The organism is Amnibacterium sp. (assembly GCF_036559085.1).
Classification (GTDB): domain Bacteria; phylum Actinomycetota; class Actinomycetes; order Actinomycetales; family Microbacteriaceae; genus Amnibacterium.
In genome coordinates this window covers 12,601-31,148 of the sequence record NZ_DATBTU010000023.1, presented here as the reverse complement: position 1 = coordinate 31,148, position 18,548 = coordinate 12,601, and the positions used below count along the sequence as shown (strand labels likewise).

21 protein-coding genes are annotated in these 18,548 nt (G+C 73.6%); 14 read left to right on the top strand and 7 right to left on the bottom strand.

Going from position 1 to position 18,548, the window contains the following annotated elements:
- Positions 1-15 precede the first annotated feature (15 nt).
- Genes VIG76_RS03915 through VIG76_RS03890 form a run of 6 tightly spaced genes read left to right on the top strand, consistent with a single transcriptional unit; the run spans position 16 to position 4,338 of the window.
- The gene (locus tag VIG76_RS03915; RefSeq protein ID WP_331951249.1) at positions 16-483 is read left to right on the top strand and encodes a LysM peptidoglycan-binding domain-containing protein; all 468 of its coding nucleotides are present in this window, start codon (positions 16-18) and stop codon (positions 481-483) included.
- 34 nt (positions 484-517) lie between these two features.
- Positions 518-1,618 (top strand): histidinol-phosphate transaminase, encoded by a 1,101-nt coding sequence (locus VIG76_RS03910; RefSeq protein WP_331951247.1) that lies wholly within the window; start codon positions 518-520, stop codon positions 1,616-1,618.
- Positions 1,615-2,220, top strand: coding sequence for an imidazoleglycerol-phosphate dehydratase HisB (gene hisB / locus VIG76_RS03905; protein ID WP_331951245.1), 606 nt, complete (start codon positions 1,615-1,617; stop codon positions 2,218-2,220). Before VIG76_RS03910 ends, hisB begins: the two co-directional genes overlap by 4 nt.
- On the top strand, positions 2,217-2,849 hold the full coding sequence (gene hisH / locus VIG76_RS03900; RefSeq protein ID WP_331951243.1) for an imidazole glycerol phosphate synthase subunit HisH: 633 nt from the start codon (positions 2,217-2,219) through the stop codon (positions 2,847-2,849). The genes hisB and hisH overlap by 4 nt, the downstream gene beginning before the upstream one ends.
- Positions 2,846-3,589: a bifunctional 1-(5-phosphoribosyl)-5-((5-phosphoribosylamino)methylideneamino)imidazole-4-carboxamide isomerase/phosphoribosylanthranilate isomerase PriA gene (priA, locus tag VIG76_RS03895; RefSeq protein WP_331951241.1), complete on the top strand. Its 744-nt coding sequence runs from the start codon at positions 2,846-2,848 to the stop codon at positions 3,587-3,589. The genes hisH and priA overlap by 4 nt, the downstream gene beginning before the upstream one ends.
- Positions 3,586-4,338 carry an SseB family protein gene (locus VIG76_RS03890; RefSeq protein ID WP_331951239.1) on the top strand — a complete coding sequence of 251 codons (753 nt, stop codon included), beginning with the start codon at positions 3,586-3,588 and terminating at the stop codon, positions 4,336-4,338. The genes priA and VIG76_RS03890 overlap by 4 nt, the downstream gene beginning before the upstream one ends.
- 124 nt (positions 4,339-4,462) lie before the next feature.
- Here VIG76_RS03890 and VIG76_RS03885 read toward each other — a convergent pair whose 3' ends face one another.
- The 3 genes from VIG76_RS03885 to VIG76_RS03875 all read right to left on the bottom strand — a co-directional run bounded on the left by VIG76_RS03885 (position 4,463) and on the right by VIG76_RS03875 (position 7,543).
- Positions 4,463-4,924 (bottom strand): MarR family winged helix-turn-helix transcriptional regulator, encoded by a 462-nt coding sequence (locus tag VIG76_RS03885; protein ID WP_331951237.1) that lies wholly within the window; start codon positions 4,922-4,924, stop codon positions 4,463-4,465.
- Positions 4,921-6,759: an MFS transporter gene (locus VIG76_RS03880; protein ID WP_331951235.1), complete on the bottom strand. Its 1,839-nt coding sequence runs from the start codon at positions 6,757-6,759 to the stop codon at positions 4,921-4,923. The genes VIG76_RS03885 and VIG76_RS03880 overlap by 4 nt, the downstream gene beginning before the upstream one ends.
- A gap of 124 nt (positions 6,760-6,883) precedes the next feature.
- Entirely contained in the window at positions 6,884-7,543 is a 660-nt protein-coding gene (locus tag VIG76_RS03875; RefSeq protein WP_331951233.1) for a pentapeptide repeat-containing protein, read from the bottom strand.
- A gap of 71 nt (positions 7,544-7,614) precedes the next feature.
- On the opposite strand from VIG76_RS03875, the gene VIG76_RS03870 reads away from it, so the two are divergent.
- Positions 7,615-7,860 (top strand): hypothetical protein, encoded by a 246-nt coding sequence (locus VIG76_RS03870; protein WP_331951231.1) that lies wholly within the window; start codon positions 7,615-7,617, stop codon positions 7,858-7,860.
- A 3-nt stretch (positions 7,861-7,863) separates the two neighbouring features.
- Here VIG76_RS03870 and VIG76_RS03865 read toward each other — a convergent pair whose 3' ends face one another.
- Together VIG76_RS03865 and VIG76_RS03860 are read right to left on the bottom strand one after the other, a co-directional pair.
- A complete protein-coding gene (locus VIG76_RS03865; protein WP_331951229.1) occupies positions 7,864-8,424 on the bottom strand; it encodes a dihydrofolate reductase family protein in 561 nt (186 codons plus the stop codon).
- Between the two features lie 55 nt (positions 8,425-8,479).
- Positions 8,480-9,895, bottom strand: a complete 1,416-nt coding sequence (locus VIG76_RS03860; protein WP_331951227.1) for an MFS transporter — start codon at positions 9,893-9,895, stop codon at positions 8,480-8,482.
- A gap of 239 nt (positions 9,896-10,134) precedes the next feature.
- Between VIG76_RS03860 and VIG76_RS03855 the strand changes: the two genes are divergently transcribed.
- Complete coding sequence (locus VIG76_RS03855; RefSeq protein ID WP_331951225.1) at positions 10,135-11,178, top strand: LLM class flavin-dependent oxidoreductase; 1,044 nt, start codon at positions 10,135-10,137, stop codon at positions 11,176-11,178.
- A 4-nt stretch (positions 11,179-11,182) separates the two neighbouring features.
- Here the strand turns inward: VIG76_RS03855 and VIG76_RS03850 are convergent, their stop codons facing one another.
- Positions 11,183-11,605, bottom strand: coding sequence for a DUF1844 domain-containing protein (locus VIG76_RS03850; protein ID WP_331951223.1), 423 nt, complete (start codon positions 11,603-11,605; stop codon positions 11,183-11,185).
- A gap of 249 nt (positions 11,606-11,854) precedes the next feature.
- Between VIG76_RS03850 and infC the strand changes: the two genes are divergently transcribed.
- From infC to VIG76_RS03830, 4 genes are read left to right on the top strand one after another with little or no spacing between them, the layout of a single operon-like run.
- On the top strand, positions 11,855-12,505 hold the full coding sequence (gene infC, locus VIG76_RS03845) for a translation initiation factor IF-3 (protein WP_331951221.1): 651 nt from the start codon (positions 11,855-11,857) through the stop codon (positions 12,503-12,505).
- The gene (gene rpmI, locus VIG76_RS03840) at positions 12,505-12,699 is read left to right on the top strand and encodes a 50S ribosomal protein L35 (RefSeq protein WP_331951219.1); all 195 of its coding nucleotides are present in this window, start codon (positions 12,505-12,507) and stop codon (positions 12,697-12,699) included. Before infC ends, rpmI begins: the two co-directional genes overlap by 1 nt.
- Positions 12,700-12,735: 36 nt before the next feature.
- On the top strand, positions 12,736-13,122 hold the full coding sequence (gene rplT / locus VIG76_RS03835) for a 50S ribosomal protein L20 (RefSeq protein WP_331951217.1): 387 nt from the start codon (positions 12,736-12,738) through the stop codon (positions 13,120-13,122).
- The gene (locus VIG76_RS03830) at positions 13,119-13,913 is read left to right on the top strand and encodes a TrmH family RNA methyltransferase (protein ID WP_331951215.1); all 795 of its coding nucleotides are present in this window, start codon (positions 13,119-13,121) and stop codon (positions 13,911-13,913) included. The genes rplT and VIG76_RS03830 overlap by 4 nt, the downstream gene beginning before the upstream one ends.
- A gap of 7 nt (positions 13,914-13,920) precedes the next feature.
- On the opposite strand, the gene VIG76_RS03825 is transcribed toward VIG76_RS03830, so the two are convergent.
- Positions 13,921-14,775 carry a DMT family transporter gene (locus tag VIG76_RS03825; RefSeq protein WP_331951213.1) on the bottom strand — a complete coding sequence of 285 codons (855 nt, stop codon included), beginning with the start codon at positions 14,773-14,775 and terminating at the stop codon, positions 13,921-13,923.
- Positions 14,776-14,948: 173 nt separating this feature from the next.
- Between VIG76_RS03825 and pheS the strand changes: the two genes are divergently transcribed.
- Positions 14,949-15,992, top strand: a complete 1,044-nt coding sequence (gene pheS / locus VIG76_RS03820) for a phenylalanine--tRNA ligase subunit alpha (RefSeq protein WP_414640603.1) — start codon at positions 14,949-14,951, stop codon at positions 15,990-15,992.
- Complete coding sequence (gene pheT / locus VIG76_RS03815) at positions 15,989-18,496, top strand: phenylalanine--tRNA ligase subunit beta (protein WP_331951211.1); 2,508 nt, start codon at positions 15,989-15,991, stop codon at positions 18,494-18,496. The genes pheS and pheT overlap by 4 nt, the downstream gene beginning before the upstream one ends.
- Positions 18,497-18,548 lie beyond the last annotated feature (52 nt).

Genomic DNA, 18,548 nt, shown 5'->3' with positions numbered 1-18,548 from the left:
CGGAAGGGGATCGCCGTGATCACGGTGGAGAACGACTGGATCGAGTACGCGCCGGTGGCCGTCCGGCGCACCGCCGTCCGGGGCGGCGCCACGTGCGCCCAGCGCATCCCGGTGGCGTCCGCCCGGCCGGTCGCGGCGCCCGCTGCCTCTCGGACCGTCGTCGCCCACCGAGCGGCGTCGAAGCAGGGCCGGCTGCGGCTCACCCGTCGCGGCCGGATCGTCCTGGTCGTGCTCCCGGCGGTCCTCGCGCTCAGCTCCGCCTTCGTGGGCGTCTCGGCGCCGTTCGCCCAGGCCGACACCGCGACCACCCGCGGCTCGGTCGTCGTCGGGGACGGCGAGACGCTCTGGACGATCGCCGAGCGGCTCGCTCCCGCCGACGACCCGCGGGACACCGTGGCGCAGCTCGAGCAGGCGAACGGGCTCTCCGGCGCGCAGGTGGCCGCCGGCGCGCGCCTGGTGATCCCCGAGGGCCTCGGTCGCTGAGGTCCCGTCCGAGCGGTCTTGCCAGAATGAGGGGGTGACCACCCTCGCCGACCTGCCGCTCCGCTCCGACCTCGTCGGCCGCACGGCCTACGGCGCACCCCAGCTCACGGTCCCCGTCGCGCTGAACGTCAACGAGAACACCCATCCCGTGCCCGCGGACGTCGCCGACGACATCGTCGGTCGCATCCGCACGGCCCTGCTCGAGGTGAACCGCTACCCCGACCGGGAGTTCACCGCGCTGCGGGAGGCCCTCGCCGGCTACCTCGGCGCCGGCCTCGACGCCTCGTGGATCTGGGCGGCGAACGGGTCGAACGAGGTCATCCAGCACGTGCTGCAGGCCTTCGGCGGCCCGGGCCGCACCGTCCTCGGCTTCCCGCCCACCTACAGCATGCACTCGATCATCGCGGCCTCCACCTCGACGCGGTGGGTGACCGCGGAGCGTGACGCGGACTTCACGATCTCGCCCGAGACGGCTGTGGCCGCGATCGAGCGGGAGCGGCCCGACCTCGTCTTCCTCTGCGCGCCGAACAACCCCACCGGCACCCCCGTGCCCCTCGAGACGATCGCGGCCGCGTACGACGCCACCGACGGCATGGTGTTCGTCGACGAGGCGTACGGCGAGTTCATGCCGGCGGACGCGCCGTCCGCCCTCACCCTGCTGCCCGGACGGGAGCGCCTCATCGTCTCCCGCACGATGAGCAAGGCCTTCGCCTTCGCCGGCGCCCGTGTCGGCTACCTCGCCGCGGACCCGGCCGTCACGGATGCGATGCGGCTGGTGCGACTGCCGTACCACCTGTCCGCGCTCACCCAGGCGGCAGCGCTCGGCGCGCTCGCGCACGCCCCCGAGATGCTGCGGATGGTGGACGACATCTGCGTGCAGCGCGACCGCACGGCAGCGGGGCTCGCGGGACTCGGCTTCCGCGTGTGGCCGAGCTGGACGAACTTCCTGCTGTTCGGCGGCGTCGAGGACCCGGCCGGGCTGTGGCGCGCCCTCCTCGACCGCGGCGTGCTGATCCGCGACCTCGCCATCCCCGGCTGCCTGCGCGTCTCCGCAGGCACCGCTGCCGAGACCGACGCCTTCCTGACCGCCATCGCCGAGGTGTCCGGACGCGCGCCGGTAGGATCCAGGCCATGACCGGCGCCCGTACCGCCTCCGTGTCGCGCGCCACGAGCGAGTCGTCCGTCGAGCTGTCGCTCGACCTCGACGGCACGGGCCAGGCGCGGATCGACACCACGGTGCCGTTCCTCGATCACCTGCTCACCGCCTTCGCGAAGCACTCGCTGACCGACCTGACCGTCACCGCTTCCGGCGACACGGCGATCGACGTGCACCACACGGCGGAGGACGTCGGCATCGTGCTCGGCGACGCGATCCGCGAGGCCCTCGGCGACAAGCGCGGCGTCAGCCGGTTCGGCGACGCGACCGTGCCGCTCGACGACGCGCTCACGATGGCCTCCGTCGACCTGTCGGGACGCCCGTACCTGGTGCACGGCGGCGAGCCGGCCGGGTTCGAGCTCCACCTGATCGGCGGCCACTTCACCGGCTCGATGGTGCGGCACGTGCTCGAGTCGATCGTCGTGCACGCCGCGATCACCGCGCACATCCAGGTGCTCGCGGGCCGCGACCCGCACCACATCGCCGAGAGCGAGTTCAAGGCGTTCGCCCGCGCGTTCCGGGCCGCCAAGGCGCCCGATCCGCTGGTCTCAGGGGTGCCGTCGACGAAGGGGGCGCTGTGACGCGTCCCACCGTCGTGGTCCTCGACTACGGCAGCGGCAACGTGCACTCCGCGAGCAAGGCGCTCGAGGCCGCCGGGGCCGACGTGCGGCTCACCGGTGACCGCGCCGCGGCCGCCGCCGCGGACGGGCTGCTCGTGCCCGGTGTCGGCGCGTTCGGGGCCGTGATGGACGGCCTGCTCGCCGCCAGGGGACCCGAGGTGATCGAGCGCCGGCTGGCCGGCGGCCGCCCGGTGCTCGGCATCTGCGTCGGGATGCAGGTGCTCTTCGAGCGCGGCGTCGAGGGCGACGTCGAGCGGGAGGGGCTCGGCGAGTGGCCGGGCACCGTCGACCGCCTCGACGCGCCGGTGCTGCCCCACATGGGCTGGAACGAGGTGCGCGTGCCGGAAGGCTCCCGCCTGTTCGCCGGCATCGAGGCCGAGCGCTTCTACTTCGTGCACTCCTACGCGGCGCGCGAGTGGACGATGCCCGAGGATCCGCGCCGCGCGGCACCGCAGGTCACCTGGTCCGACCACGGCGGCCCCTTCATCGCCGCGGTCGAGAACGGGCCGCTCTCGGCCACGCAGTTCCACCCCGAGAAGTCCGGCGACGCCGGCGTCCGCCTGCTCGCCAACTGGCTGGAGACCCTGTGACCGACCCGCTCGCCCGACCCCTCGAGCTGCTGCCCGCCGTCGACATCGCGAACGGCCGGGCCGTGCGCCTCGTGCAGGGCGAGGCCGGCAGCGAGACCGGCTACGGCGACCCGGTCGAGGCCGCGGAGGAGTGGGCGCGGCAGGGCGCCGCCTGGATCCATCTCGTCGATCTCGATGCCGCCTTCGGGCGCGGCGAGAACGCGGCGGTGCTGCAGGCCGTGATCGACCGCGTGCCGGAGGTGCGGGTCGAGCTCTCCGGCGGCATCCGCGACGACGAGAGCCTGGAGCGCGCGCTCGGCACCGGCGCCGACCGCGTGAACATCGGCACGGCCGCGCTCGAGGACCCCGATTGGACCGCGGAGGCCATCGCGATCTACGGCGACCGGATCGCCGTCGGGCTCGACGTGCGCGGCACGACCCTCGCCGCCCGCGGCTGGACGAGCGAGGGCGGCGACCTCTACGACGTGCTGGCCCGGCTCGAGCAGGCCGGCTGCGCCCGCTACGTGGTGACCGACGTGCACAAGGACGGCACCCTCGGCGGCCCGAACATCGAGCTGCTGCGCAGCGTGCTGCAGGCCACCGGCAAGCCGGTCGTCGCCTCCGGTGGGGTGTCGAGCCTCGAGGACCTCCGCGTGCTGCGCTCGCTGACGGACGAGGGCCTCGAGGGTGCGATCATCGGCAAGGCCCTCTACGCCGGGCGGTTCTCGCTCGTCGAGGCGCTGGCGGTCGCCACGGAGTGAGGTCCGACTCCGCAGGGCGGCCCTTCGCGGGCCGCACGTTCGAGGCGAGCGGCAGCCCCTTCGCCGGGGACGACGGCACCGCGCCGGCGGCGTTCCTCGCCGCGCATGCGGCCTTCGCCGCGGGCGACGTCGGGCCCGAGGCGGTGGTCGACGCGCTCCGCGACGTGCGCCTGCTCGTGCCGCTGCTCGCCGACCTCGGCGAGGCGGGGGTGCAGGACGGGCGCACGGTCGACAAGAAAGCGGAGCTCGCGCTCGTGACGGTCGCGGGGCCGGACGGCCGCCGGGTGCTGCCGGCCTTCTCGTCCGCCGCCGCGATGTCGCGCTGGAACTCCGCTGCGCGGCCGGTGCCGGCGCCCGCCCGTCAGGTGGCGCTCGGTGCTGCGAGCGACGGGACGGAGCTCGTGATCGTCGATCCCGCGTCCCCGACGCAGTTCGGGCTGCGCCGGAGCGCCCTCGAGGCGCTCGCCCGTGGACTGCCGTGGTCGCCGCCTTGGCTGGATGCGGGCGTGGTGCGGGCGCTGCAGGCCCCCGCGGAGCAGGAGGGTGCGATCACCGGCGCGGCCGTGACGACGGACGATCCGGCGTCGACCCTCGAGGGTGCCGAGGTGCGGGTGGTGCTGGCCGTGCGGGGAGGCCTCCACCCGGCGGAGCTCGATGCGCTGCTGCAGCGGCTGCAGGCCGCCTGGGCGGCGGATCCGCTCGTGCGGGACCGCGTCGACTCGCTCGCCGTGAAGGTGCAGGCCGCCTGAGGCCCGGTCCCGTCGCCGTCCCGCGGGGAGGGGATCGTGCCGGGTGGAGGCCCGAGTCCGGCGTGTCGGCCTACGGCCGGCCCGGATGCCTACGCCCGGGACGGCGCCGGGCGCCGGGCGCGCCTCAGACGGGCTGCGGGGTGCGCAGCGGGGCGTCGGGGCGGGCCGCGGCGAGCAGCCGCTCGAGCGCGCCGACGGCCTGCTCCAGCGCATCCGCGTCGGCCGGATCGATGCCCTCGAGGAGCTCGGCGACCCAGGCCGATCGGGAGGCGCGCGCCGTGAGCAGCTCCTGCTCGCCGGCATCCGTGATGCGGAGCAGCGTCGAGCGCCGGTCGTTCGCATCCGCGCGGCGCTCGACGAGGCCGCGCTGCTCGAGGTCCGCGACGAGCCGTGTCATGCCGGGTGCGGCGATCCCCTCGATGCGGGCCAGGTCTCCCGGGCGGACGGCGCCCGCCCGGGAGATCGAAGCCAGCGCGGACAGCGCCACGAACGTGAGCCCGTCGGCCGGTGGCCGCAGCCGCCGGTTGATGGTGCCGACGACGAACGCCAGCCGCGCGGCCAGGTCGTGGCGATCCGCCTCGGTCATCGGCTCGGCTGCCGCTCGCCGGCCTCGGCCCTCGCCGGCTCGTCCGTGCGGGGGAGCCGGGCGTGGGCGACGGCGACGTGGTGGGCGTGGTCCTCGGCCTCGGGGGCCGCGGTCGGGCCGGCCTCGACATCGTCCGCGTAGACGAACTTCTTGCCACCGACGAACGACGCGACCGCACCGATGACCGACATGATCGCCGCGGCGAGGAACACGATCACGAGACCCTCGTGGAACGGACCCGAGATCAGGTTCGGGAAGAACTCCTTGCCCGTGAGCGCGGCGGTGTCCGCCTTCGGCAGCTGCGACAGGATCCCGGTCGGGCCGAGCAGCGTCGCGATCGGGTTGTAGCCGAGGAAGGCCGCGAACAGGCTGCCGACCGGCGGCACGTTCGCGATCTTGTCCGCGGCGGCCGCCGGCACCGAGTGGCTGGTCAGCCCCTGGCTGAGGGCGGTCGGCAGGGAGTTCGACAGGCCCGCGATCATCAGCGAGAAGAAGATCCCGATCGAGAGCGACGAACCCGCGTTCAGGACCGTGCCCGCCATGCCCGACGCCGCGCCGCGCTGGTTCGACGGGACGCTGTTCATGATCGTCGCCCGGTTCGGGGCGCCGAACATGCCGGATCCGATGCCGTTCAGGAACGTGATGACCGCGAAGACCGGGTAGCTGAAGTCCACGGGGATGATCAGCAGGCCGATGAAGGTGGCCGCGGTCAGGAGCAGGCCGCCGGTCGCGAGCAGCCGGGCGCCCCAGCGGTCGGACAGCGTGCCGGAGATGGGGCCGGAGATCAGGAAGCCGACCGTGAGCGGCAGCAGGTAGATGCCGGCCCAGAGCGGGGTGTCCTCGTAGGAGTAGCCGTGCAGCGGCAGCCAGATGCCCTGCAGCCAGATGATCAGCATGAACTGGAGCCCGCCGCGGCCGATGGAGGCGAGGAGCCCCGCGAAGATCGCGGAGGCGAAGCTGCGGATCTTGAACAGCCGCAGCTCGAACATGGGGCTCTTGACCCTCAGCTCGATGACGACGAACACGCCGAGCAGCACGAGGCCGCCGATGATCGAGCCGAGCACCCACGGGTTCAGCCAGCCGGTGGAGGAGTCGCCGTAGGGCTGGATGCCGTACGTGATGCCCGTGAGCAGCGACGTGAGGCCGAGCAGGAAGGCGAGGTTGCCGGGGAGGTCGAGGCTGCCGGGGTTGCGGGTGCCGACCTCGTGCAGCGACTTGAACGACCAGATGGTGCCGATGATGCCCACCGGGACGCTCACGATGAACACCGCGCGCCAGTCGATGACGGCGAGCACGCCGCCGAGGATCAGGCCGATGAAGGAGCCCGCGATCGCGGCGATCTGGTTGATGCCGAGCGCCATCCCGCGCCGGTGCGTCGGGAACGCGTCGGTGAGGATCGCGGTCGAGTTGGCGAACAGCATGGCGCCGCCGACGCCCTGCACGACCCGCCAGAGGATGAGCCACAGCGCGCCGGCCCCGGCGGTGAAGGGGTCGAGCGAGAGGGCGATCGCCGCGAGCGTGAAGATCACGAAGCCGTAGTTGTAGATCTTCACGCGGCCGACCATGTCGCCGAGGCGGCCGAAGCCGACCACGAGCACCGCGGTGACGAGCATGAAGCCCATCAGCATCCAGAGCAGGTAGCTCGTGTTGCCGGCGTCGAGCGGGTTCAGCTTGATGCCCTTGAAGATCGCGGGCAGCGAGATCAGGACGATCGACGCGTTGATGGTGGCCATCAGCATGCCGAGGGTGGTGTTGCTGAGGGCCACCCACCTGTAGTGCGGGTGGTCCTTGTCGAACATGCCCGTGCGGGGGCGGGCGTCCTTCGTGGTGGTCATGGTGCTCCAGGCGACGTGTGTCGGTGATCGGACGCCCTCGGCCGGTTCGTTGCTTGCTGGTAAGCAACTCTACGTCCGGGCCGACCTATTCCTCCGAATCGCCTGGGCGAGGCGGCGGATGCGGTCAGGTGACGACGATGCCGAGCGCCTCCGCGAGCAGGGCGGCGAAGCGCGGCAGCTGCTCCTCGGCGAGGATCGCGCCAGCGAGGGAGCTGCCGCCATCGATCCGCTCGAGCTCCGCACCGCGGAGGTCGAGGGCGGTGAGCCGCGCCTCGGCCAACGAGAGCGTGCCGATGCGGCAGCCGGTCAGGGACATCCGCTGGACGGTGCTGCCGCGCAGGTCGAGGTCACCGATCGTGCAGTCCGTGATGGCGACGTCGTCGAGCCGTCCCCCCGACAGGTTGAGGTAGTCGATGCGGCTGCCGTCGATCGCGACCCGCTGCCACTCGGGATGGAAGAGCTCGGCCGCGCCGATGCGGCTGCCGGTGATGTGCACGTCGCGGAGCACCGCGCCCGCCGCCCGCAGCGCCGGGGCGGTGAGGCGGCTGACGACGCAGCCGAGCAGCCGGGCGCGGTCGAGGTGCGCGTCACCGGCCGTGCAGCCGTCGAGGGCGCAGCCGTCGAGCACGAGCCGCTCCAGCCCGAGCCCGTCCAGGGCGACGCCGGTGAACCGCAGCCCGTCGAGGTTCGCCCCGGCCTCGAGGTCGCCGGCGAGCCCCTCAGCGAGCTCGCCGAGCACCACCGGCTCGATCCGCGGGGTGGTCGCGTCGGGGCGTCTGACCATGCTCAGACGCTATCGCCGACCCCTCATCCGCCGGTCAGGTCGTTCCCCGGCGTGCGTCGTAGCGTCCGGCCATGAGCGAGCAGCAGGGTGGCGACCGCCTGAAGGCGGCGGCGGACGACGGGGCGGTGGCGGAGCCGTTCGACCAGACGAACGGCATGGCCGGAGGCCTCGACGGCGACTCGGACGAGACGGCCGTGAGCGACACGGCGAGCGGCGCGGAGCGGGACGACGGCGACGGCGCCGGGATCGACGGCACGGACGACGTCGCCGGCCAGGGCGCCATGGGGGCCGGCTTCATCGTCGGCCGCCAGCAGTAGCGCTCAGCCGAGGATGCGGTAGCGGCGGTACGCCGCGCCCGAGCCGAACCGCCGGTCGTCCACGAGCTCGAGGTCGGCGCGGATCCCCTCTGGCAGCCATCTGGTGCCGCCGCCGACGACCACGGGCACGGTGATCCAGCGGAGCTCGTCGACGAGTCCCGCGGCGAGGGCCGCGGCCGCGAGCCCCGGTCCGCCGATGCTGAGCGGGGCCGTTGCGGCGAGCTTCCAGCGGCGCACCTCGTCGGGCTCGAACCGGGGCACCAGTCGGGTTCTCGGCGCGGTCACGCCGTCGAGGGTGCTCGAGAACACCACCTTGTCCGCCGCGCGCCAGATCCCGGCGTAGTCGCGCGAGATCGGCGAGGAGTCGATCTCGCGGGAGTCCTGCTCCCAGAACCGCATCGTCTCCCACATCCGCCGCCCGTAGAGGTAGGTGCCGGCGCCGCGCTCCAGATCGTTGACGAAGGCGTGCACCTCCTCGTCGGGGGCGGCCCAGTCGAACCGGCCGTCGGCGTCGGCCACGGAGCCGTCGAGCGACGTGATGGCGGTGTAGACGAGGTCGGCCATGCCCGCTCCTTCGCGGTGGGGTGCCCCCATCCTGCCCCGTCGTGCGGACGAACGGTCAGCTGCGGGCCTGCGCCGCTTCCCCTGCCGGGACCGGCTTGCCCTCCTTCGGCAGCAGGGCGGCGAACACCACCCCGACCAGGCCTCCGACCATCAGGACCGTCATCGCCGCTCCGTACCCGCCACCGCTCAGGCCGGCGACGAGGATCGTGCCCGCGATCGCCGTGCCGAGCGACGAGCCCAGGTTCGACACGCTTCGGGAGAGGCCCGAGATGTCGCCCTGCAGCGAGTCCGGGAAGGCGCCCTGCACGATGTTCACGGATGGGGTGAGCATCAGGCCGAGACCCAGCCCCACGACGAGGAGGCCCGGTACGAACGCCCACGGCGTCGAATGGGTGCCGACCAGCAGGATCAGGATCGCGATGCCGATCGCCGTCATCGCGAACCCGGCGATGATCAGCGTCTTCTGCGTCCGGTGCTGCGCGAACCGCCCCGCGAGCAGCGAGGAGCCGAGCAGGCCCACGGTCGAGGCGGTGAAGACGACGCCCGTCTGGATGGGGTCGTACCCGCGCACGACCTGGAGGTAGGTCGCCACCGTGAACGAGGTGCCGAGCAGCATCAGCCACTGCAGGTTCTGCGTGACCAGCCCGAGGTTGGACGCGCGGCTGCGGAACAGCTTCGTCGACAGCAGCGGCTCCACACCGGCGCGCTCCTTGGCCCGCACGGTGGCGAAGAACCAGACGAGCACCAGCGCGCCGGCGACCACCAGGATCACGGTCAGCCAGCCGTTCACGCTCGCGGCGAGGATGCCCGTCACGATCAGGACCAGCCCGGCCGCGGACAGCACCGCCCCGACCACGTCGAAGCGGCGGCCCGGCTCCGCCGGCAGCGGGTCCTTCAGGCGCCGCGACAGCAGCACGATGACGACCACCACGAGGGCCTGGAAGACGAACGCCGCGCGCCAGCTGATCGCCGAGGCGATGAGGCCGCCGATCAGGGGGCCTGCGGCCGCCCCGACGCCGCCGGCGGCGCTGATCGTCCCGAACGCCTTCGCCCGCGAGGTCACGCTCGTGAAGTAGAGCGTCGTCAGGATGTAGACCGGGGGGATGAGCAGCGCCGTGCCGATGCCCTGCAGCAGCGAGTAGCCGAGGATGAGCACCCCGAGGCCGGGGGACAGCGCGGCGATCAGCGCCCCGGCGCCGTAGACCGTCAGACCGATCGTGAGCAGCCGCGTCCGGCCGAACTTGACGGTGAGCTTGCCGCCGGGGATCATCAGCGCCGCCATCACCAGCAGGAAGATCGTGATGGCGGTCTGGACGCCCTTCACGTCGGTGCCGAGATCCTTGCTGATCGAGTCGATCATCACGTTCATGTTCGAGCCGGCGAAGCTGCAGATGAACTGCGCCAGCGCGAGCGGGGCGAGCACCGCCCCCAGCCTGCTGGTCGCCTCGGTGGTCGCATCGCTTCGGGCCACGGTGAACCTGCTTCCGTATCAGGGCGGGGCGCTTCCCCGGCGACGCTCCGGCGAGCCGGCCGATCGGCGCGCCCACTCTCCCCGGCGGGCTCAGGTGCCGCACCACCCCCACCGGGTGACCCGGCCGGCGCCGGGAGGTGTCCCAGGAAGGCCAGGTGGACCCGAAGGCCTGCAACACCTTCTCGGCCTCGACGCTCTCACCTCGGAACACCGCGGTCGCTCGCGTGGTTGATGTGTCCATGAAGCGGATCGGATTCCTGTCCTTCGGTCACTGGTCGCAGGCGCGCGGCTCGCAGACCCGCAGCGCCGCCGACACCCTCCTGCAGACGATCGAGCTCGCCGTCGCCGCCGAGGAGATCGGCATCGACAACGCCTCCGTCCGCGTGCACCACTTCGCGCCGCAGCTCTCGAGCCCGTTCCCGCTGCTCGCCGCGATGGCGGCCCGGACGAGCCGCATCGAGCTCGGCACCGGCGTGATCGACATGCGCTACGAGAACCCGCTCTACATGGCCGAGGAGGCCGCCGTCGCGGACCTCATCAGCGGCGGCCGCCTGCAGCTCGGCGTCTCGCGCGGCTCACCCGAGACCGCGCTGAACGGCTCGCACGCCTTCGGCTACGTGCCGCCGGAGGGCGTCTCCGACACCGACCTCGCGCGGGAGAAGCTCCGCATCCTCCTCGCCGCGATCGACGGCGCCGGCGTGGTCGCGTCCGACCCGCGGATGACCGGCGTCTCGCAGGCGCTCGCCGTCCAGCCGCAGTCGCCGGGCCTCCGGCAGCGGATCTGGTGGGGCAGCGGCACCCGCGCCACCGCGGAGTGGGTCGCCCGCGAGGGGCTGAACATGCAGTCCTCGACCCTGCTCACCGAGGACACCGGCGTGCCCTTCGACGAGCTGCAGGCGGAGCAGATCGCGGTCTACCGCGCCGCCTGGGCGGAGGCGGGCCACGACTGGACGCCGCGGGTGTCCGTCAGCCGCTCCGTCATCCCGATCACCACCGACGTCGACCGGATGTACTTCGGCGGCGAGGCGGGTTCCGAGGACCAGGTCGGCTGGCTCGACGGCGGCAACGCCCGCTTCGGGCGCAGCTACGTGGGCGAGCCCGACCGCATCGCCGAGGAGCTCGCGCGGGACGCGGCCGTGCAGGCGGCCGACACCCTGCTGCTCACCGTGCCGAACCAGCTCGGCGTCGAGTACAACGCCCACCTGCTCGCGGTGATCGCGGAAGACGTCGCGCCCGCCATCGGCTGGGTCCACCCCGCCCGCAGGGAGGCCGTCTCCGCCTGAGGGCCTAGGTGACGGGCCCGGTCCACTTCTCGCCGGGCCCGAGCCCGATCGCGTCCGGGATGGGGGAGGCCTCCCGGAACGCGAGCTGCAGGGTGCGCAGGCCGTCGCGGAGCGGCCGGGCGTGCGCGTCGCTGAGATCGGGTGCCGCGGCCGTCAGCAGGCCGGCGAGCGCCGTGATGAGCTTGCGCGCCTCGTCCAGGTCCAGCTGCTCGCCGGGGTCGTCGGCGAGCCCGCACTTCACGGCCGCCGCGCTCATCAGGTGCACCGCCGCGGTCGTGATGATCTCGACCGCCGGCACCTCGGCGATGTCGCGCAGCGCATCCGCCACCTCGTCGGGGGAGTCGGTCGCCTCCGCCTCGCCCGGCAGCTCCGGGTCGTCGGAGCCGGGCACGTCGATCGGGCCCGGGAAGTCGTTGCTCGCCGCCATGAGCCCATCATCGGTCCCGCCGCGCCTCCGGCGGCTCTGCTACGATGCTGCGGTTCCGGGCATCGCCCGGCGAGCAAGTGGAGCGATCCCACCTGCGCATCCGCTTCACCAGGGTGCACGGGTCAGTGCGCACTCCCTCTCCGGGTTCTGGGGAGCGTCAGGGTGCGGGAACGGTACGGCCTCGCCGTGCCGTCGAGGAATCCTTCTGCCTGCCCGTCGGTTGATACCAGGGAACGCACGGCTCGATCCGTGCCCACCATCCCCGTCTGTCAGGAGCAGCGCATCAGCGATCCCCGTACCAACGACAAGATCCGCGTCCCGGAGGTCCGACTCGTCGGCCCCGCCGGCGAGCAGGTCGGCGTCGTCCCCATCGAGATGGCCCTCAGGCTCGCCCAGGAGGCCGATCTCGACCTCGTCGAGGTGGCCCCCAACTCGCGCCCGCCGGTGGTCAAGATCATGGACTACGGGAAGTTCAAGTACGAGACGGCGCAGAAGGCCAAGGAGGCGCGGCGCAACCAGGCGAACACGGTCCTCAAGGAGGTCCGCTTCCGCCTGAAGATCGACAGCCACGACTACGAGACCAAGCGCAAGCGTGCCGAAGGCTTCCTCAAGGCCGGCGACAAGGTCAAGGCCATGATCCTGTTCCGCGGCCGTGAGCAGTCGCGTCCGGACCAGGGCGTGCGCCTGCTGGCCCGGTTCGCGGAGGACATCCGCGAGTACGGCACCGTCGAGTCGAACCCCACGATCGACGGCCGCAACATGGTGATGGTGATCGGCCCGCTGAAGAGCAAGGTCGACGCCAAGGCGGAGCAGAACGCCCGCCGCGCGGCCGCCAAGACTCCCGCATCCGCCGATGCGGAGACCGCCCCAGCAGCCCCGGCTGCCCCGAAGGAGCAGTAATGCCGAAGCAGAAGACCCATTCCGGCGCCAAGAAGCGCTTCAAGATCACCGGTAGCGGCAAGGTCATGAAGCAGCAGGCCGGTATGCGCCACAACCTCGAGAGCAAGTCGAGCGTGCGCACCCGCCGCCTCAACCAGGAGGCCACGCTGTCCGGCTCGGACGCGAAGAACATCAAGAAGCTGCTCGGCAAGTAGTCCGCGCCCTCTTTCGACACCAGCAGGAGAACAGTCATGGCCAGGGTCAAGCGCGCCGTCAATGCGCACAAGAAGCGTCGGGTAATCCTCGAGCGCGCCGAGGGGTACCGCGGCCAGCGGTCCCGCCTCTACCGCAAGGCGAAGGAGCAGGTCACCCACTCCCTCGTCTACGCGTACCGCGACCGCCGTCAGCGCAAGGGCGACTTCCGTCGCCTGTGGATCCAGCGGATCAACGCCGCGTCCCGCGCGAACGGCCTCACGTACAACCGCTTCATCCAGGGTCTCGGCCTCGCCGGGGTCGAGGTGGACCGCCGCATCCTCGCGGAGCTCGCGGTGAACGAGCCCGCCACGTTCGCGGGCCTCGTCGCCACAGCGAAGGCGGCCTTGCCCGCCGACACGTCGGCACCGGTCGCCACCGCGTGATCGACAGCCCGCGCAGCGCCGCAGTCAAGCGCGTCGCGGGCCTCAAGCAGAAGCGAGCCCGGTCGGAGACCGGGCTCGCGCTGTTGGAGGGGCCGCAGGTCGTGCGCGAGGTGCTCGCCCACGCGCCCGAGAGCGTGACCGAGGTGTTCTTCACCTCGGAGGCGTTCGGTCGGTTCCCCGACCTCGCGGCCGCCGCGGACGCCGCCGGCGTCCAGGTGGAGCTCGCGAGCGAGGAGGCCCTCGCCGCGATGGCCGACACCCGCACGCCGCAGGGCGTCGTCGCCGTCGCGCGGCAGACGCCCGTGCGGCTGCGCGACGCGGTGCCGCCCGGCGCGCGCCTCGTCGTCGTGCTCGACGAGGTGCAGGACCCGGGCAACGCGGGCACGATCATCCGTGCCGCGGATGCCGCGGGCGCGGACTCGGTGATCCTCACCGGCGCCTCCGTCGATCCCTACAACCCGAAGGTCGTGCGCTCGACGACCGGGTCGCTGTTCCACCTGCGGATCGCGACGGGCGCGTCGCTCGCCGACGCCCTCGCCGTCGTCCGCGAGGCGGGCCTCGCCGTGCTCGCCGCCGACATGGGGGGCGAGCCGCTGCCGTCGCTCGGCGCCGCGCTCGCCGCGCCCACCGCGTGGCTGTTCGGTAACGAGGCGCACGGGCTGTCGAAGCCGGCGCGGGCGCTCGCCGACCGCACCGTCGCGGTGCCGCTCTACGGCCCGGCGGAGTCGCTCAACCTCGCGACGGCCGCGGCGGTCTGCCTCTACGCCTCCGCCTTCGCGCAGCGCGCCTGACCGTCCGTCAGGCGCGGGCGACGGCCAGCAGGGCGACGCCCGCGATCGCGAGGACCATGCCTGCCAGCTGGAACGGGCGCACGCGCTCGCCCAGCACCCCGATGCCGAGCGCGACCGTGCCGACGGGGTACAGGGCCGACAGCGCGCCGACGATCGCGAGCGCGGGCAGGTGCAGCGCGAAGACGAGCAGCACGCCCGCGACCGCCTGGGAGAGTCCCGCGGCCAGGATCAGCAGCGCCCCCGGCCGGTCGATCGGCACCCCGCGGTCCGCCCGGCGCAGGCGCTGGACACCCACGATCGCGAGCAGCAGCAGCGTGCCGACGACGAGATCCGCCATCAGGGGCACCGCACCGGAGTCCGTGGGCGAGAGCCCGATCACCACGAGGTAGAGCCCGTACGGGATGCCCGCGGCGAGGATCAGCAGCACCGTGGTGCGGTCGGGGCGGAGGTGCGCCTGCCGCTCGACCGACAGCAGGGCGCCGGCCACGACGACCGCGACGAGCGCCACCCCGGTGAGCGGCCCGATCGGCTCGCCGCGCAGGAGTCCGACGAGTGCGGGGAGCACGGCGGCGATCAGGGCGACCGCCGGCGCGACGACGCCGACCGGGCCGCGGGCGAGCGCGGCGTAGAACAGCCAGGTGCCGATCCCGCCGCAGAGGCCGCCGAGCGCGCCGGTGATCAGGGCAGGCACCGACCACACCGGAGTGCCGACGGCCAGCACCGGGAGGTCCAGCACCGCGGCGATCGCGAGGGCGCCGATCGTCACCCGCAGCGCCGGCTGCGTGCGCGAGGCCGCGCCGCCGAAGAAGTCGCTCACGCCGTACAGCAGGGCGGATCCGGTTCCGAGGAGCACGACGAGCACGCGCCAAGTCAACTGGACGGCGGCGACGGTGCCCCCGACACTGCGAGGCGGGCGGTTCCGGACACTCATGGGCGTCATCGGACGCCCGGAACGCCCGAAGTAGCCCGTCGCCCCTGCACTGACGGGCCGGGGCCGATCGGACCGCCTCGGCGCGCTCCCTAGACTTGCTGACCGTGTCGAACGCCCTTGCCCTCGACGAGTCCACGGTGCAGTCCGCCGTCGCCGACGCCCTCGCCGCGATCGAGGCGGCCGCGACCGGCGCCGAGCTGAAGGCCGCGCGGCTCGCGCACACCGGCGAGTCCTCGCCGCTGGCGCGCCTGAACGCCGGCATCCGCGACCTCCCTCCCGTCGACAAGCCCGCCGCCGGCAGGCTGATGGGCGCCGCCCGTGGCCGCGTCAACCAGGCGCTCGCCGCCCGCGAGGCGGAGCTCGAGCAGACCGAGCGCGCCGCGCGCCTCGAGGCCGAGCGGGTCGACGTGACCGCGGCCCCGGTGCGCCGCGTGCCCGGCGCGCGGCACCCCCTCACGCTCGTGCGGGAGCACGTCGAGGACGTCTTCATCGCGATGGGCTGGGAGATCGCGGAGGGCCCGGAGCTCGAGCACGAGTGGTTCAACTTCGACGCCCTGAACATCGACCCCGACCACCCGGCGCGCAGCCCCCAGGACACGCTCTTCGTCGAGCCGGAGGGCGCGCACCTCGTGATGCGCACGCAGACGTCGCCGGTGCAGGTGCGGTCGCTGCTCGAGCGCGGCGCCCCGCTCTACGTCCTCGGGCCCGGCCGCGTGTACCGCACCGACGAGATCGACGCCACGCACCTGCCGGTGTTCAACCAGTTCGAGGGCCTCGCGATCGACCGCGGCCTCACGATGGCGCACCTCCGCGGCACGCTCGAGCACCTCGCGCGGCTCATGTTCGGCGACGCGGCGCGCATCCGGCTGCGTCCCAACTTCTTCCCGTTCACCGAGCCGTCCGCGGAGATGGACGTCTGGCACCCGAACGCGCGCGGCGGCGCCCGGTGGATCGAGTGGGGCGGATGCGGCATGGTCCACCCGAACGTGCTCCGCGCCGCGGGGCTCGACCCCGACGAGTTCCAGGGCTTCGCCTTCGGTCTCGGCATCGAGCGGACCCTGCAGTTCGAGGAGGGGCTGACGGACATGCGCGACATGATCGAGGGCGACGTGCGCTTCGCGCGCCAGTGGGGGCTGGTCCGCCGATGAGGATCCCGCTGTCCTGGCTCGCCGAGTGGGCCGACCTCCCCGCCGACTCCACCCCCGAAGCGCTGCACGCCGCGCTCGTGCGGGTGGGCTTCGAGGAGGAGACCGTGCACGGCGGCGACCTCTCCGGTCCCGTCGTCGTCGGCGAGGTGCTCGAGCTCGCGGAGGAGCCGCAGAAGAACGGCAAGACCATCCGCTGGTGCTCCGTGCGCGTCGCGCCCGACGGGCAGCAGGCAGCGGACGGCGGCGAGGCGGTGCGCGGCATCGTCTGCGGCGCCCGCAACTTCTTCGTCGGCGACAAGGTCGTCGTGACCCTGCCGGGCACGATCCTGCCCGGGCCGTTCCCCATCGCCGCGCGCAGGACCTACGGGCATGTGTCGGACGGCATGATCGCCTCCGCCCGTGAGCTCGGCCTCTCCGACGAGCACGAGGGCATCCTCCGGCTCACGGAGCTCGGCCTCGACCCCGAGGTCGGCACGGACGCCATCCGGCTGCTCGGCCTCGACGACGCCGCCGTCGAGATCAACGTGACGCCCGACCGCGGCTACGCCCTCTCGATCCGCGGCATCGCCCGCGAGTACGGCGCCTCGACCGGCGCCACCTTCCGCGACCCGGCCGAGGCCGTGACGCCGCCCGGCGACCGGGACACCGGCGCGGTCGGCGTGACCGTCGACGACGCCGCGCCGATCCGCGGCCGCTCGGGCTGCTCCGTGTTCGTCACCCGGGTGGTCCGCGGCATCGATGCGGCGGCACCGGTGCCCGGCTGGCTCGCCGCACGCCTGCGCCTCGCCGGCATCCGCTCGATCTCCCTGCCCGTCGACATCACGAACTACGTGATGCTCGAGCTCGGCCAGCCCCTGCACGGCTACGACCTCGCCCGCCTCGACGGCGGCCTCGTCGTCCGGCGTGCGAAGCCGGGCGAGCGGCTCGTCACCCTCGACGACCAGGAGCGCACGCTCGACCCCGAGGACCTCGTCATCGCGGACGGCAGCGGTGCCGTCGGCCTCGCCGGCGTCATGGGCGGCGCGCGGACCGAGCTCTCCGCATCGAGCCGCGACGTCGTGATCGAGGCGGCGAACTTCGACCCCGTGTCGATCGGCCGCACCGCCCGCCGGCACCGGTTGCCGAGCGAGGCGAGCCGCCGCTTCGAGCGCGGCGTCGACCCGGCCGTCGCCCCCGCCGCCGCGGAACGGGCCGTCCAGCTGCTCGTCGAGCTCGCCGGCGGCACCGCCGACCCGGGACAGACCTGGCTCGACACCGCCGAGCCCCTCCCGCCGGTCGTGCTGCCGGACGGCGCGGTGCTCGGACGCACCGGCGCGTCGATCTCGGAGGAGGAGACGCGCGCCGCGCTCATCGCGCTCGGCTGCGTGCTCGAGCCCGTCGACGGCGGCCTCGTCGTCACGCCGCCGAGCTGGCGCGCCGACCTCAAGGAGACCGCGGACCTCACCGAGGAGGTCGTCCGTGTCGTCGGCTACGACCGCATCCCCTCGGTGCTGCCCGTGGCCCCGCCCGGCCGTGGCCTCACCCGCGCCCAGCGGCTCAGCCGCGCCGTCGGCACCGTGCTGGCGGCCAACGGCGCGGTCGAGGTGCAGTCCTACCCGCTCGTCTCGACCGCGGAGCAGGACGCCTTCGCGCCCGGGCCGTCGATGCGGATCGCCAACCCGCTCGACGGCACCGCGCCGCTGCTGCGGCGCAGCGTGCTGCCCGGCCTGCTGGCGGCCGCCCGCCGCAACCGCGGCCGAGGGCTCACGGACCTCGCGCTCTTCGAGGCCGGCGCGGTCTTCCTGCCCGTCGACGGCGCCTCGTACGGCACCGCCGAGCTCCCGCCCATCGGGCAGCGGCCGGCGACGGAGCTGCTCGCGCGCCTCCGTGACGACCTGCCCCCGCAGCCGACCCACGTCGGCGTCGTGCTGCTCGGCGAGCGCGTGCCGAAGCAGCCGGGACAGCCGCCCGTGCCCACCGACTGGACGGATGCGATCGAGGCCGCCGTCGCGATCGGCGCGGCGGTCGGTGCGGTGCTCGACCGGCGGCAGGCCACTGCGTCGGGCTTCCACCCCGGGCGCACGGCCGAGCTGCTCGTCGGCGGGACCGTGGTCGGCGTCGCGGGAGAGCTGCACCCGCAGCTCACCGACGACGTCCCCGGTCGCGTGGCGGCGGTGGAGATCGACCTCGACGCCCTGATCGCGGCGGCGCCCGCCGCGATCGACGTGCGGCCGATCTCGGCCATGCCCGCGGCGACCCAGGACCTCTCCCTCGTGGTCGGGGTGCCGGTGCCTGCGGCCGAGGTGCTGGCGGCGGTGCGGGAGGGCGCCGGCGAGCTGCTCGAATCCGTCGCGCTCGTCGACGACTACCGCGGCAGCGGCCTGCCGGACGGGACCAAGTCGCTGACCTTCGCCCTGCGGTTCCGCGCCGACGACCGCACGCTGACCGCAGCCGAGGCGACGGCCGCCAAGGAGCGGGGCGCCGCGCTCGCGGCGAGCCGCACCGGCGCCGCCATCCGCGAGTAGCCGGCCGCGAGGCGGCCGAGCGGGCGCCGGGAGGAGGCTCCAGCCGCCCTGG